Here is an 11,763-nt window from a genome sequence, read left to right as displayed (position 1 = left end):
TGCTGATACAAGCGCAACCGGCATCAGTGAGATGCTTCGTGCCGTGCTCGAGCCGTATGCGGGGAAACTCGCACGTACGGTTCTTCGGGGGCCGCGTTTCCGAGAGGGAACGTGGCTACCCTCTAACGAGAGACCGGCGTATCCGATCCCTACGAACGACGCGCGTTGCTGCTGCATCTGGGCGATGTCATGGAAACCGTTTTTTGCCTCAGCCAATGCGCTGACGAATACACATCGATTTCTGCTGCCGTGCGCGGCAACGATGCGCTTGCAAGCTTCACGCTACTAGGCTTCGTCGATGGCGACATGTCGTCGCGCGACTTCATTCGTCGCGCGTCGGGTGCGTTCTTCGTGTGGCCGAAAGCCTTGCTCGACGCCGAACTCAATTGCGCGATGATCGCCAACACCGTGCGTCACGATCTGTTCGACAACAACGCGTCGGGCTGGAAAGCGTATGTCGCGGAGCGTCGCAAGGACGTCGCGTGGTTCGGCGAAGAGTTGCCCGCCGATGTCAAAAGCGCCGCGCCCGCGCATGCATCGGATGAGGCGAAAGCGTCCGGCGATGACGCCGATTCATCGCGCTATTCCACATGGCCGTGGCCGAACAAATCCGCCGACGCCTGATCCTGTCGTAGCCTTACTGCTTCTTGCCCATGCTGGCCGCGCCGGCATCCATGCCGAGGCCATTCGCGCGATTCGGCGTGGGCTGCTTGCCGGCGGATTGCTTGCCCGGTTTCGTATTCAACGCACCGCTTGCGCCTGCTGCCGCGGCGGCGGGCGTCGTCGTGTTGTGCTCCTGATAGGCCGGCGTGCTGTCGTATTCGAGCTTGTTCGGCTTCTGCTGTTGCTGGGCGTTCGCCACCATCGCGAGCGTGCCGCTCAGCATCAAGACTGCGGTGCGCCCGAGCGCGCGGATTGCGGGTCTCATCTCGTCCTCCCTTGTTTTGCGCCATTGTTCTGCGCTTTACTCGTTTTTCAGCAAGCTGCGGACCCGATCGCGCTTTGCTTGTCCGATCGCAAACTTTCGCGTCGCGCAGCGGCACCGCGCGCGCGTCGTTGATTCGCGTCAAGGTGTGCAGGGAACGCCCCAGGAGAATTCCAACTTTCCGTTGGAGTGAACAAAATGAAAAAACTCATTGGGGTGATGGCACTGGCTTGCGCGGCACTTTTCGCGAACGCGGCACAAGCGGCCGAGAGCGGTTCGAATGCCGCCGATGCATCTGCGTACGGCGATGGCATCCACGCGAACGACTGGCTGGTGCGCTTGCGCGCGATCAGCATCGAGCCGCAAGTATCGGCGGGCGGCGCGCTCGGCACGTTCGGCGTGGACGTGAACAATGCGCTCGTGCCGGAACTGGACTTCACGTACATGATTCGCGACGACATCGGCGTCGAGCTGATTCTCGGCACGTCGTGTCATCAGGTGACGTCGAATATCGGCAATCTGGGCGGCGTTGGTGTGTTGCCGCCGACCTTGCTGCTGCAATACCACTTCAATCATGCGGGCCGCGTGCGCCCGTACGTCGGCGCGGGTCTCAACTACACGTACTTTTATAACGACAAGCTGAAAGCGGGCGATACGCCGGTGTCGATCAAGCGCAGCAGCTTCGGTCCGGCGCTGCAGGCGGGCGTGGACGTGCAGGTGGCGCGCAATCTGTTCGTCAACGCGGATATCAAGAAGATCTGGATGCGTACCAGCGCGTCGGCGGGCGGCACGGATCTCGGTTCGCTGAAGATCGATCCGTGGGTGATCGGGCTGGGCGTCGGCATGAAATTCTGATGTCGATGGCGTGAACGGGCATCCCGGCCCGTTCTACCAGAAAAATTGGCGGAAGATGCGGGTGTTTCTGGCGTGGACGGCTGCACAGGCACGGTATCCTTGTCAAAGGCCCGGCGCAGATTCGTCCCGCCCGCGTCGCGCGCTAAGTCAGCGCCGGCGAAGTGGGCGAGCTGCAACGATTAATAAAACCGCATCGGGGATCAGTACGCCAATGAGACTTTCCAAATTCGCGGGACTCGCCTTGCTCGCAACCTGTGGCACCGCGTTCGCGCAGCAGCCGCTTACCTTACCCGGTCGTAGCCAGAGCTCCGGCCAGCAAGCCGTGGACAACGCCGCCTGCTACGCCTACGCCAATCAGACGACCAAGGTGAATATGGCGCGCGAGTCGCAAACGCCGCCCAAGAACACGTCCGCCGAACCGCGCGTGATGGTCAGCCCCAGCCCGGTCGCGCCGCCGTTGCCGCCTACCGCGACGTCGGGCGCATCGGCTGCGGTCGCGGCATCGGGTGCATCCGCGGCGGTGGCTGCGGGCGCATCGGGCGCGCAGGGCGTGCACGCGGCATCCGCGACGATGGCTGCGGGCGCGTCCGCGCCGCACGGCGCATCGGCGGCGATGCCGTCGTCGGGTGCGGTGGCGGCATCGGGCGCATCGGATGCAATCCTCTCCGGCGATATGAAAATGCCGCCGCTGCCGCCGCCCGAGCCGCCGATGGTCCGCTATTGGCGCGCCTACAGCGATTGCATGCAAAATCGCGGTTATTTCGTGCGTTGATCTTCAATCGCTTTAGCTTTAACGCAAAGCGCCCGGTTCGCCCGGGCACTTTGCGTTTCTTGGCTTGAAATTCCATCGTCCGTGCCGGATTGCATTTTGCGTTTTGAATGCAGGCGCCGCATGCTGGCGTTTTGCATCATGCATGCAAAACACGAACGCGCGCGTCAAGGTCGCAGGGAGCAAGCTAATGACCAACGGGAACCAGCACGAAGGGCACTGCGCGTGCGGCGCGGTGCGTCTGCGCGTGAATGCCGCGCCGAAGGAAGTGAACCTGTGCCATTGCATGACGTGCCGGCGCATCCACGGCGCGCCGTTCGGTGTCTATGCGATTTTTCCGCGCGATGCGGTGCAGGTCGATGGTGAAACCCACGCGTGGGCGAGCTCGGCGCAGGGACGGCGGCATCATTGTCCGCGATGCGGCTCGCCGATCTATCTGGCCTTCGATGGCGTGGACGAAATCGAAGTGCCGACCGGTATCTTCGATGAAACGGGCCTTTATCCGCCGCAATACGAGATCTGGTGCCGAAGCGCCGAGCCGTGGCACGACGCGCAAGGCCGGGCGCGCCATGAGCAGGCGCGGCCCGATTGAAGCCTTAGTTCAGCACTCGACGATCGCTTTCACCACGCCCGCTTTCGGATCGAGCAGCGACGAGAATTGCTCGGGCACGTCGCCCAGCGCGAGACGATGCGTGTTGAGCGCATCGGTCGGGACCTGACCTTCGCGCATCGCGGCCCGCACGGTTTCGAAGTCCTCGGGCGTCGCGTTGCGGCTCGCGATCAGCGTCGCTTCGCGCTTGTGGAATTCGGGATCGGCGAAGGAAATGCGGTCCGGCACGATCGACACCAGCACGTACTTGCCGCCGTGCGCGATGAACTCGAAGCCGCGTTCCATCGCGCGCGGATTGCCGGTGGCATCGAACACGACATCGAAGAACTCGCCATTGGTCAGCTTCGACAGTTCGTCTTTGTCGTGCTCGCCGATCTGCACCGTCGAGTCGACTTTCAGCTCGCGCTTGCAGAACGCGAGACGATCTTCGCGCGTATCGAGCGCGGTGACGTTCGCGCCGCGCAACCGCGAAAACGTGATCGCGGCCATGCCGATCGGACCCGTGCCGACCACCAGCACGCGCTGGCCGGGCTTGACGTCGGCGCGGCGCACCGCATGCGCGCCGATGGCGAGGAACTCGACCATCGCGGCCTGATCGAGCGTGACGCCTTCCGCCTTGTGCACGAACTGCGCGGGCAGATTCAGATATTCGGTGAACGCGCCGTCGCGATGCACGCCCAGCACCTGAATGTTGACGCAGCAATTGGTCTTGCCCTGACGGCACGCGATGCACTTGCCGCACGACAAATACGGCATCACATACACGGTGTCGCCGGCTTTCAGTCCGCTCGTGGCATCCGCTTCCTCGATCACGCCCGACAACTCGTGCCCCATCACGCGCGGATACGACAGATACGGCTGATTGCCCGTGAAGATATGCAGATCCGTCCCGCACACGCCGACGCGCTTCACGCGCAGCAGGACTTCGTTGTTGCCGCGCGCGGGTTTGTCCCGCTGTTCGGCTTTCAGGGTTCCGGGCGTTTCGCAGATGACGGTCAGCATGGTGTCTCTCTAGTCTCGTTGGTGTGGGGGCAGCGCACAATCTAGCGACGTCGCGCGATTTGGTCAAGCCAGTTTGTATATTGTGAAATTGGTCAGGCCAGCACGACCGGCCGTTTCCCCCCTATATTTTCAGGAAGCAGTGTTCAGGATACAGATTCGCGCGACGGGCGCGATACGCATAAAGGACGTCAATTGCATTCCCTACATGAGTTCGTCGAACGGTATCCGAGGCTGTTCGTGCTGTCGGGCGCGGGCATCAGCACCGAGTCGGGCATTCCGTGTTATCGCGATCGCGAAGGCCAGCGGACCGGCCGCGCGTCGATTCTGCTGAAGGATTTTCTCGGTTCCGACCACGCCAGGCGGCGTTACTGGGCGCGCAGTCTGATCGGCTGGCCGGTGGTGGCGGGCGCCGAGCCGAACGCGGCGCATCACGCGGTGCGAGCGCTGGCGGCGCGCTCGCGGGTGCATCGGCTGGTGACGCAAAATGTCGACGGCCTGCACACGCGCGCGGCCGTGCAACGCATGCTCGAAGCGATGAATCCGGACTTCGTCGGTCACGCCGCGCCCGATCTGCCCGATGGCGACGCGAACATCGAACATCTCGATTTCGATGCCTTCGACGTGCCCGGCTGCACGCGCTGCGGCGGCGTGCTGAAGCCGGACGTGGTGTTTTTCGGCGAAAGCGTGCCGCGCGAACTCGTGCAGGACGCGGCGCGCTCGCTTGACGCCGCCGACGCGATGCTCGTGCTCGGTTCGTCGCTGATGGTGTATTCCGGCTATCGCTTCTGCGAATGGGCCGCGAAGAGCGGCAAGCCGATCGCGGCGGTGAATATAGGCAAGACGCGGGCGGACGCGTTGCTGGCGCTCAAGGTCGAGGCGCGCTGCTCGGACGTGCTCGGCGAACTGATTGAGCAACTGGACGCGCGGCCCGCCGTGGCGGGTTAGCGCGCCTTCATTTCATCTCGCGCGCCAGCGTTTCGATGCCTTCGAGCAAACGCGCCGCGTCCGACATGCGCGAGAACAGCGCGGGCGTCACGCGCACGACTTCGCCCGCGTCGGCACTGGGCCGCGTCACGGTGAACACGCCGAAGCGCTGCATCAGCGCATCGACGATGGCGTCGCAACCGGCCTTGTCGGCGCGGCCATTCAGCCGGAACGCGGTGATGCCCGCGGTCATCGCCGGATCGGACGGCGTCAGGATCTGCACGCCCGGCAGCGCGCGCGCCGGTTCCGCCCACGCGTCGCGCAGCGCCCGCAGCCGCGCATGCTTGGCCGCCGCGCCGATCCGCCGATGCACGTCCAGCGCCGCCGGGATGGTCAGCCACGCCGCGAAATTCGGCGATCCGGTATGCACGCGCGAACGGATATCGTCGGCGCTCCAGGTGCGGTCGCCGAGATAACGGTCGATGGCATCGAGCCACCCGCCACGGATATAGATCGCGCCGCAGCCGAGCGGTGCGCCGATCCACTTGTGCAGATTCAGCGCGGCAAAGGGCGCGTTCAGATCGGGCAAATCGAAGTCGATCATGCCCCACGAATGCGCGGCATCGACGATCACGTCCGCGCCCGCTTCCTGCGCGAGCGCCGAAATCTCCGCGACGGGCATCACCAGCCCGGTTGCGAAGCACACGTGCGATACCAGGACGAGCCGCGTGCGCGGATGCGCCCGCAACGCGGCCGCGTAGGTGGGCATGACGGATTCGTGCGTGGCGGGTTCGGGAATCGTGATTCGCACCGGCGTGACGCCGCGCCGCTCGCGCAGCCATTCCATCGCGTCCCGGCCGCAGGAGTAATCGAGGTCGCTGTAGAGCACGGTATCGCCGGGCGAGAGGCGGTTGTAGCCGCTGATCAGCGCCAGCAGTGCCTCGGTCGCATTGCGCACCAGCTCGATTTCCTCGACGCCGCAGCCCATTTCCATCGCCAGTCGCTCGCGCAAGCCGGTGTGCAGCGTCTGCCATTGCCGGCGAATCAGCAGCGTCGTTTCGGTGTTCACGCGATCGGTCCAGTCGCGAAACATCGCCTTGACCGGTTCGGTCATCGCGCCCCAAAAGCCGTTTTCCAGATTGATCGCCGCATCAGACTGTTTATACAGGCCGCGCACCGCGTCCCAGTAAGTTTCGTCGTGAGCGGGATTGCCGGCGGGAGTCGGCGGCAGCGACGCCAGCGCGGCGTCGAACTCGGGCGTGCGGTGATCGAGCAAGGTCGGCATAGGGATCCAAAAAATCGGGTACGAGCGTTCAGTATCGCCCATCGACTGAACCTGAACAGGCAATTTTTAACCAATTCGGTAACCATTTCGCCTGCGGTGGACAAAATCGGGACTTTTTGCGTGCTTCACCCTTCAGAGGTGCGAGCGCCGGGCCGTAATCAACAAACATGAGCGCAAGGCCCCAACGAGGGCAAACGTTCGCGCATGAATTCGAGAGCACCAGCCGAGAGCAGAGCGCGGCCACCAATGGCGCCAACAGTCCCGCGACGGACCTGAGAGAACCTAAAAAATGAACCTGAGAAACATCACGATCAAAAACAAGCTGATCGCCGGTTTCGGCATGCTCGCCGTGCTGGTCGTCCTCGTGGCCGGCATGTCGTTGCACGCTTTGTTCGCGGCGACTGACGGCTTCGCGCATTACGTGAACGGCATCAACGCGCGCGCCGATGTGGCGGGGCAGATTCGCACGGCGGTGGATCGCCGTGCGATCGCGGCTCGCAATCTCGTGCTCGTGACCAAGCCCGCCGACCTCGAACTCGAGAAGGCCGAGGTGACGCGCGCGCACGAAGACGTGCAGGCGCGTCTCAAGCAGCTTCAGTCGATGATCGCGTCCGCCGCCGACACGAGCGACAAGGCGAAAGGCCTCGTCGCCGATATGGCGCGCGTCGAGACGCTGTACGGTCCGGTCGCGACCGATATCGTCGGTCTCGCGCTGGCGGGCAAGCACGATTAGGCCATCGCCAAGATGGACGACGAGTGCCGTCCGCTGCTGGCGCGCCTCGTGAAGGCGACCGACGACTACGCGGACTACACGCGTACCCGTCGCGACGAAATCGTGAGCGAGTATCAGGCGCAGTACGAATTGCAACGCAACATGCTGATCGCGCTGTGCGTGTTCGCCGCCGCGTTCGCGGTGGTGGCGGGCATCGCGGTGACGCGTTCGATCACGACGCCGCTGGGCGTGGCGGTGAGCATCGCGCAGACGGTGGCGCGTGGCGATCTGCGCAGCCGCATCGTCGCCGATACGAAGGACGAAACCGGCGATCTGCTGCGTGCGCTCGCCGAGATGAACGATCGTCTGACGGAAACCGTGAGCCGTGTGCGTGAGTCCAGCGGCGTGCTGGGCGGCGCGGCGCAGGAACTCGCGACCGGCAATACCGACCTGAGCCAGCGCACCGAAGAACAAGCCGCGTCGCAGCAGGAAACGGCGGCGAGCATGGAGCAGCTGACCTCGACGGTTCGTCAGAACGCCGATAACGCGCAGCAGGCGAGCACGCTGGCGTCGAACGCATCGGATGTCGCGAAGAAGGGCAGCGCCGTCGTGAGCCGCGTGGTCGACACGATGCACGGCATCAGCGACAGCTCGAGCAAGATCGCGGAAATCACCGGCATGATCGAAGGCATCGCGTTCCAAACCAACATTCTCGCGCTCAACGCGGCCGTGGAAGCGGCGCGCGCCGGCGAACAAGGCCGCGGCTTCGCGGTCGTGGCGAGCGAAGTGCGCAGCCTGGCGCAGCGTTCGTCGACGGCGGCCAAGGAGATCAAGGAACTGATCGCGGCATCGGTCGAGAAAGTGCGCGACGGCGCGATGCTCGCAAGCGACGCCGGCACCACGATGGCCGAAGTGACGCAGGCGGTCGCGCGCGTGACCGACATCATGGAAGAGATCGCGGCAGCGTCGTCGGAACAGGGACGCGGCATCGAGCAGGTGAATCTCGCCATCACGCAGATGGACGAAGTGACGCAGCAGAACGCGGCGCTGGTGGAAGAAGCGGCGGCGGCATCGCAGGCGCTCGAAGAGCAGGGTCGCCGCATGAACGAAGTCGTGTCGTTCTTCGCGATCGAAGGCGCAGTGGATTTTGCATACAAACCGCGCATTCTGCCGGCGGCCGAGCGTGCGCGCAGTCGTCCGGAACCGGCGCCCGCGCCCGTTGCGGTCAGCCGCCCGGTGGCGGTGAGCGCGGAAGGCTGGAGCACGTTCTGAACGTAGCCTGCTGAATGCGGTGTGTGTGAAAAAGGCGGCGCGCAATGCGTGCGCCGCCTTTTTGCCGTTCAAGCGCGTATGACGCCGCTCAATGATGATCGAAGTCCGCGCGCGAAACCGGCGCTGCCTTGACCTTCGTGTACTGAAACTCCGGCAGCGCCTTGATGGCATCCTTGGTCGCGCCTGCCAGCACCAGTTGGCCGTTCTTCACATCGAGCTGTTCGACGGGAATCGCGACGTCGTGATGCTTCACGCCGAGGAACTGATTCGCGCCGATGATCGCGAACGACACCGACTTGTCCGGCGCCACGATGATGTCGCGGATGGTGCCGACTTTCTGGCCTTCGTCGTTGACGACGGGCTTGCCCAGAATCGACTTCTTGACGCTCCATCCGTTGATGATCGCCGTCGATACTTCGACGGACACGCCGAGCGGCTGCGCGCCCGCGACCTGCGCGAACGAAGCGGTCGATCCGAGCACCAGCGCGGACGAGACGACGATTTGAGCCACGAGCTTCGAGTTCATATTTATTCCTCAAAAGATTTGAGCAACCGGTTTTGACTAAGGATTGTTTAAGGCGCAAATCAGGCGCGCCTGCAGTTTGACCGTTTCCCATGCATTTTGCAGAAATCGTGTCGATCTCATGACGAGGCTTTAGTGCGAGACTTTCTTTAGCGCATCGCCTTTGTGCACGGCGCGCTTGCCGCTTTTATCGCTTTCCACCTCGTAATGCGGCTCGTCTTTGGATGCGCTGACCGTGTGGCCATCGAGTTGCGTATGCGAAGTAATGACGCGCACGATATGGCCGATCGTGTCGCCTTGCGGCGTCGACCATTTGACGTGATCGTGCAGTTTGAGCGCGTGGCGCATGGCGTTTGCTCCGATGGTTGGCGTGCGTTACTTAGCGCAACGCGCGTGCCCATTTCTTTATTGCAGACGCGCGAGTGTTGCGTCGTCGGGTTGGCCGTCGAAATATTTTCTTAGCGCTTCGTCGAATATGGCGGGTTCGGAAGCGGCTTGCGCAAATAGCGTCATCGACGAATGGAATTTCATGTCGTCGGGATAGCCGAAGACGGTTTTCGCCCGCGCATTATGCAGGCCGTTGAGGATGCGCGTGAGTTCCACGAGTCGCGCGCCGAGCAGCGCATGATCGAGATACGCGCGCGCTTCCCCAAGCGATTGAATCGCGTAGCGCCGGGCCATTTCGCTGTGACCGAGTCCGGCGATTTGCGGGAACACGAACCACATCCAATGCGTGCGCTTGCGGCCTGCGGTGAGTTCCGCGCGCACATCGTCGATCACGCTTTCCTGCGCATCGACGAAGCGTTGAAGATTGAACGGATCGCTCATGACGAAACCCTCCGAATGCGCGTGACGACGTTAGGCGACGGCATTGGCGATACGCTTGCGCAAGGCCGTATCCGGATAGTCGTCGATTCCCGCGCGTACGTTGTCGATCATGTATTCGCGCCGTCCCGTGCCCGGAATCACGCACGTCACGGCGGGGTTGGACAACACGAATTTGAGCAGAAGCTGTGCCCAGCTGGTGCAGCCGATTTCCTGCGCAAAGCCCGGCAGCGGACGATTTTTCAGGCTCGCGAGCAGCGCGCCGCCGCCGAACGGCTGATTGACGATCACGGCGACGCCACGGTCTTTCGCGAGCGGCAAAAGGCTTGCTTCGGCGTCGCGATCGTCGGCGGCGTAGTTGATCTGCACGAAGTCGAGGCGTTCCTCGCGCAATACGGTTTCGACCTGCTTGAACGCGCTCGATGTGTAATGCGTGACGCCGATATATCGCACGCGCCCGGCCGCTTTCCATTCGCGCAGCGTGGCGAGTTGCGTGCGCCAGTCGAGGAGGTTGTGAATCTGCATCAGATCGATGCGCGCGGGCTTGCCCGATGCCGAAGCGTTCGGATTGAAGAAGCTCATCGAGGCATCCATTTGCGCGATACCTGCATCGCGCCCTTCGGTCCACACTTTGGTGGCGACGAAGGCTTTATCGCGCGCGTTCATCTGCGCGAGCAGCGCGCCCGCGACGGCTTCCGACGAGCCGTACATCGGCGACGAATCGATGACCGATCCGCCTGCCGCGAACAGCACGCGCAGCACTTCGGTGAGTTCACGGCGGCGAGCGGCGTCACCGCCGACATCGAAGGTGCGCCAAGTGCCGCAACCGACGACGGGCAAGCCTTCGCCCGTGGAAGGAATGGGGCGTTTGTGCATGGGTTGTATCGCGGGCTCGGACGCTGCGTGATCCGCTATGGATACACCGAGCGCCGCGCCCGCCGCCGTAAGCAGGAAACGACGCCGGTCGAATGCGTGAGCGTCGATGATGCGGTTGAGCGCCATCGCTCGGGTTCCTCGCAAGAGAACGGCACACGGCCGTTCGATTCATGGAGAAAAAAGGATAACCCGACGATTCGAAGCGCGTACGGACGCGCTGCTGCGTTATTTCTTCTTGTTCGCTTCTTCGAGGCAGGCGGCGAGCTTTTCGAAATAGGCCAGCGCCTTTTTGGTCGGCACGACGGCCTTGGTGCGCTGATCCGCGCCGCTTTCGTCCAGCGTGACGAGGCCGTGTTCCTTCAGACGACTGAGCTTGCGATGCACGGTAGCCGGCGCGCCCGCGACGGACAGCGCCATCGTTTCGGTGACGGTCAGCGTGCGGCCCGCGTGCCAGGCAGCGGTGAGCGCTTCGAGGAGGCGTTCTTCGGCGGCATCGAGTTTAGGGACGGAAGGCAGCGCCTGAACTGCCTGGGCAAGATTCAGGAAGCGAAAGTAGGCGTCGACTAGCTGTTTTTTCGCCATGAGCGTGCGTCTTGCTGATGTTCGGTGGAGTGCGGCTGAGATTGGAAAAATGTGCTCCGGATCATACCATTGGCCGATGTCGCCTGTTTGTAAATTATCTTATCAAGCTGATAAAAAATGCTAATATCGACACATTGAGCCGCCGTATCGGGCGCAACCGTCAAGCGGTGCGTCACAACGGAACGGCAGCGCGAGAACCTGAGAGAGAAGTGGCAAAAAAAGAGGCGCACCGTCTCGCGACGAGCGAGGCGGTGTGACTGAACCTCGTCAGGCGCGCCGTCGCTCGGTTTCCCTTTCCATTCGAATTCGCTCAAACGTTTGCTTACGTGCGCTTGAAATGCCTTTGCGCAGCGGCTTAAATATCGATTTATTCGAATCCTTTTTAATGCGCTGCGGTGTATAGCCGCTACTCTTTTTTGCATTCTACGGCGCTATTCCCATTAATATTCCGTCCCGCGTAAATATCGATTCGAATTCTTAGTCGGCCCTTCAGAATTAGTCGAAGTCAAGGGTGGCAAGGGGCCGCCGGAAGATCGTGTTTCCCAGAACTCCCAGAAGCAATATTGATCTGAATGGTTTCCTGGGAGTTTGGAACTTCGCCGA

14 protein-coding genes and 1 pseudogene are annotated in these 11,763 nt (G+C 62.7%); 7 read left to right on the top strand and 8 right to left on the bottom strand.

All coding sequences use genetic code 11. From position 1 onward, the window contains the following. Positions 1–189 precede the first annotated feature (189 nt). Positions 190–624: a hypothetical protein gene (locus tag BVER_RS22970; protein WP_232316719.1), complete on the top strand. Its 435-nt coding sequence runs from the start codon at positions 190–192 to the stop codon at positions 622–624. Positions 625–637: 13 nt separating this feature from the next. Here BVER_RS22970 and BVER_RS22965 read toward each other — a convergent pair whose 3' ends face one another. Next, complete coding sequence (locus tag BVER_RS22965; protein ID WP_050455247.1) at positions 638–928, bottom strand: hypothetical protein; 291 nt, start codon at positions 926–928, stop codon at positions 638–640. A 195-nt stretch (positions 929–1,123) separates the two neighbouring features. Here BVER_RS22965 and BVER_RS22960 point away from each other — a divergent pair, with 195 nt between their 5' ends. From BVER_RS22960 to BVER_RS22950, 3 genes are all read left to right on the top strand, one after another. Beyond that, the gene (locus BVER_RS22960; RefSeq protein ID WP_198155335.1) at positions 1,124–1,780 is read left to right on the top strand and encodes an OmpW/AlkL family protein; all 657 of its coding nucleotides are present in this window, start codon (positions 1,124–1,126) and stop codon (positions 1,778–1,780) included. A gap of 211 nt (positions 1,781–1,991) precedes the next feature. Continuing rightward, on the top strand, positions 1,992–2,552 hold the full coding sequence (locus tag BVER_RS22955) for a hypothetical protein (protein ID WP_050455246.1): 561 nt from the start codon (positions 1,992–1,994) through the stop codon (positions 2,550–2,552). 187 nt (positions 2,553–2,739) lie between these two features. Beyond that, a complete protein-coding gene (locus tag BVER_RS22950) occupies positions 2,740–3,141 on the top strand; it encodes a GFA family protein (RefSeq protein WP_050455249.1) in 402 nt (133 codons plus the stop codon). 9 nt (positions 3,142–3,150) lie between these two features. Here BVER_RS22950 and BVER_RS22945 read toward each other — a convergent pair whose 3' ends face one another. After that, on the bottom strand, positions 3,151–4,161 hold the full coding sequence (locus tag BVER_RS22945) for a zinc-binding alcohol dehydrogenase family protein (RefSeq protein ID WP_050455245.1): 1,011 nt from the start codon (positions 4,159–4,161) through the stop codon (positions 3,151–3,153). 192 nt (positions 4,162–4,353) lie between these two features. Between BVER_RS22945 and BVER_RS22940 the strand changes: the two genes are divergently transcribed. Beyond that, complete coding sequence (locus BVER_RS22940) at positions 4,354–5,106, top strand: Sir2 family NAD-dependent protein deacetylase (protein WP_050455244.1); 753 nt, start codon at positions 4,354–4,356, stop codon at positions 5,104–5,106. Positions 5,107–5,113: 7 nt separating this feature from the next. On the opposite strand, the gene BVER_RS22935 is transcribed toward BVER_RS22940, so the two are convergent. After that, a complete protein-coding gene (locus tag BVER_RS22935; protein ID WP_050455243.1) occupies positions 5,114–6,370 on the bottom strand; it encodes an aminotransferase class V-fold PLP-dependent enzyme in 1,257 nt (418 codons plus the stop codon). A 289-nt stretch (positions 6,371–6,659) separates the two neighbouring features. Here BVER_RS22935 and BVER_RS35320 point away from each other — a divergent pair. Next, positions 6,660–8,354 (top strand): annotated as a pseudogene (locus tag BVER_RS35320) (methyl-accepting chemotaxis protein). A gap of 88 nt (positions 8,355–8,442) precedes the next feature. Here the strand turns inward: BVER_RS35320 and BVER_RS22925 are convergent. The 5 genes from BVER_RS22925 to BVER_RS22905 form a co-directional block, all read right to left on the bottom strand. Then, positions 8,443–8,880: a PRC-barrel domain-containing protein gene (locus BVER_RS22925; protein WP_050455242.1), complete on the bottom strand. Its 438-nt coding sequence runs from the start codon at positions 8,878–8,880 to the stop codon at positions 8,443–8,445. 129 nt (positions 8,881–9,009) lie between these two features. Beyond that, positions 9,010–9,225 carry a hypervirulence associated TUDOR domain-containing protein gene (locus tag BVER_RS22920; RefSeq protein ID WP_050455241.1) on the bottom strand — a complete coding sequence of 72 codons (216 nt, stop codon included), beginning with the start codon at positions 9,223–9,225 and terminating at the stop codon, positions 9,010–9,012. 57 nt (positions 9,226–9,282) lie between these two features. Beyond that, positions 9,283–9,705, bottom strand: a complete 423-nt coding sequence (locus tag BVER_RS22915) for a DUF1810 domain-containing protein (protein ID WP_050455240.1) — start codon at positions 9,703–9,705, stop codon at positions 9,283–9,285. A 30-nt stretch (positions 9,706–9,735) separates the two neighbouring features. Further along, positions 9,736–10,704 (bottom strand): aldo/keto reductase, encoded by a 969-nt coding sequence (locus tag BVER_RS22910; protein WP_050455239.1) that lies wholly within the window; start codon positions 10,702–10,704, stop codon positions 9,736–9,738. 99 nt (positions 10,705–10,803) lie between these two features. Continuing rightward, positions 10,804–11,160 carry a winged helix DNA-binding protein gene (locus BVER_RS22905; RefSeq protein ID WP_050455238.1) on the bottom strand — a complete coding sequence of 119 codons (357 nt, stop codon included), beginning with the start codon at positions 11,158–11,160 and terminating at the stop codon, positions 10,804–10,806. Positions 11,161–11,171: 11 nt separating this feature from the next. Between BVER_RS22905 and BVER_RS31810 the strand changes: the two genes are divergently transcribed. Then, positions 11,172–11,417: a hypothetical protein gene (locus BVER_RS31810; RefSeq protein ID WP_157056175.1), complete on the top strand. Its 246-nt coding sequence runs from the start codon at positions 11,172–11,174 to the stop codon at positions 11,415–11,417. Positions 11,418–11,763: the final 346 nt, after the last annotated feature.

Source organism: Candidatus Burkholderia verschuerenii (assembly GCF_001189365.1).
GTDB lineage: Bacteria > Pseudomonadota > Gammaproteobacteria > Burkholderiales > Burkholderiaceae > Caballeronia > Caballeronia verschuerenii.
Note: the sequence above shows the minus strand (reverse complement) of the source record. Positions and strands in the feature narration are given on the sequence as shown.

What these genes read in the sequence shown, in the direction of transcription:
- BVER_RS22970 (WP_232316719.1), top strand. Translation starts at nt 190, where the DNA reads ATGGAAACCGTTTTTTGCCTCAGCCAATGCGCTGACGAATACACATCG.
- BVER_RS22965 (WP_050455247.1), bottom strand. Translation starts at nt 928, where the DNA reads ATGAGACCCGCAATCCGCGCGCTCGGGCGCACCGCAGTCTTGATGCTG.
- BVER_RS22960 (WP_198155335.1), top strand. Translation starts at nt 1,124, where the DNA reads ATGAAAAAACTCATTGGGGTGATGGCACTGGCTTGCGCGGCACTTTTC.
- BVER_RS22955 (WP_050455246.1), top strand. Translation starts at nt 1,992, where the DNA reads ATGAGACTTTCCAAATTCGCGGGACTCGCCTTGCTCGCAACCTGTGGC.
- BVER_RS22950 (WP_050455249.1), top strand. Translation starts at nt 2,740, where the DNA reads ATGACCAACGGGAACCAGCACGAAGGGCACTGCGCGTGCGGCGCGGTG.
- BVER_RS22945 (WP_050455245.1), bottom strand. Translation starts at nt 4,161, where the DNA reads ATGCTGACCGTCATCTGCGAAACGCCCGGAACCCTGAAAGCCGAACAG.
- BVER_RS22935 (WP_050455243.1), bottom strand. Translation starts at nt 6,370, where the DNA reads ATGCCGACCTTGCTCGATCACCGCACGCCCGAGTTCGACGCCGCGCTG.
- BVER_RS22925 (WP_050455242.1), bottom strand. Translation starts at nt 8,880, where the DNA reads ATGAACTCGAAGCTCGTGGCTCAAATCGTCGTCTCGTCCGCGCTGGTG.
- BVER_RS22920 (WP_050455241.1), bottom strand. Translation starts at nt 9,225, where the DNA reads ATGCGCCACGCGCTCAAACTGCACGATCACGTCAAATGGTCGACGCCG.
- BVER_RS22915 (WP_050455240.1), bottom strand. Translation starts at nt 9,705, where the DNA reads ATGAGCGATCCGTTCAATCTTCAACGCTTCGTCGATGCGCAGGAAAGC.
- BVER_RS22910 (WP_050455239.1), bottom strand. Translation starts at nt 10,704, where the DNA reads ATGGCGCTCAACCGCATCATCGACGCTCACGCATTCGACCGGCGTCGT.
- BVER_RS22905 (WP_050455238.1), bottom strand. Translation starts at nt 11,160, where the DNA reads ATGGCGAAAAAACAGCTAGTCGACGCCTACTTTCGCTTCCTGAATCTT.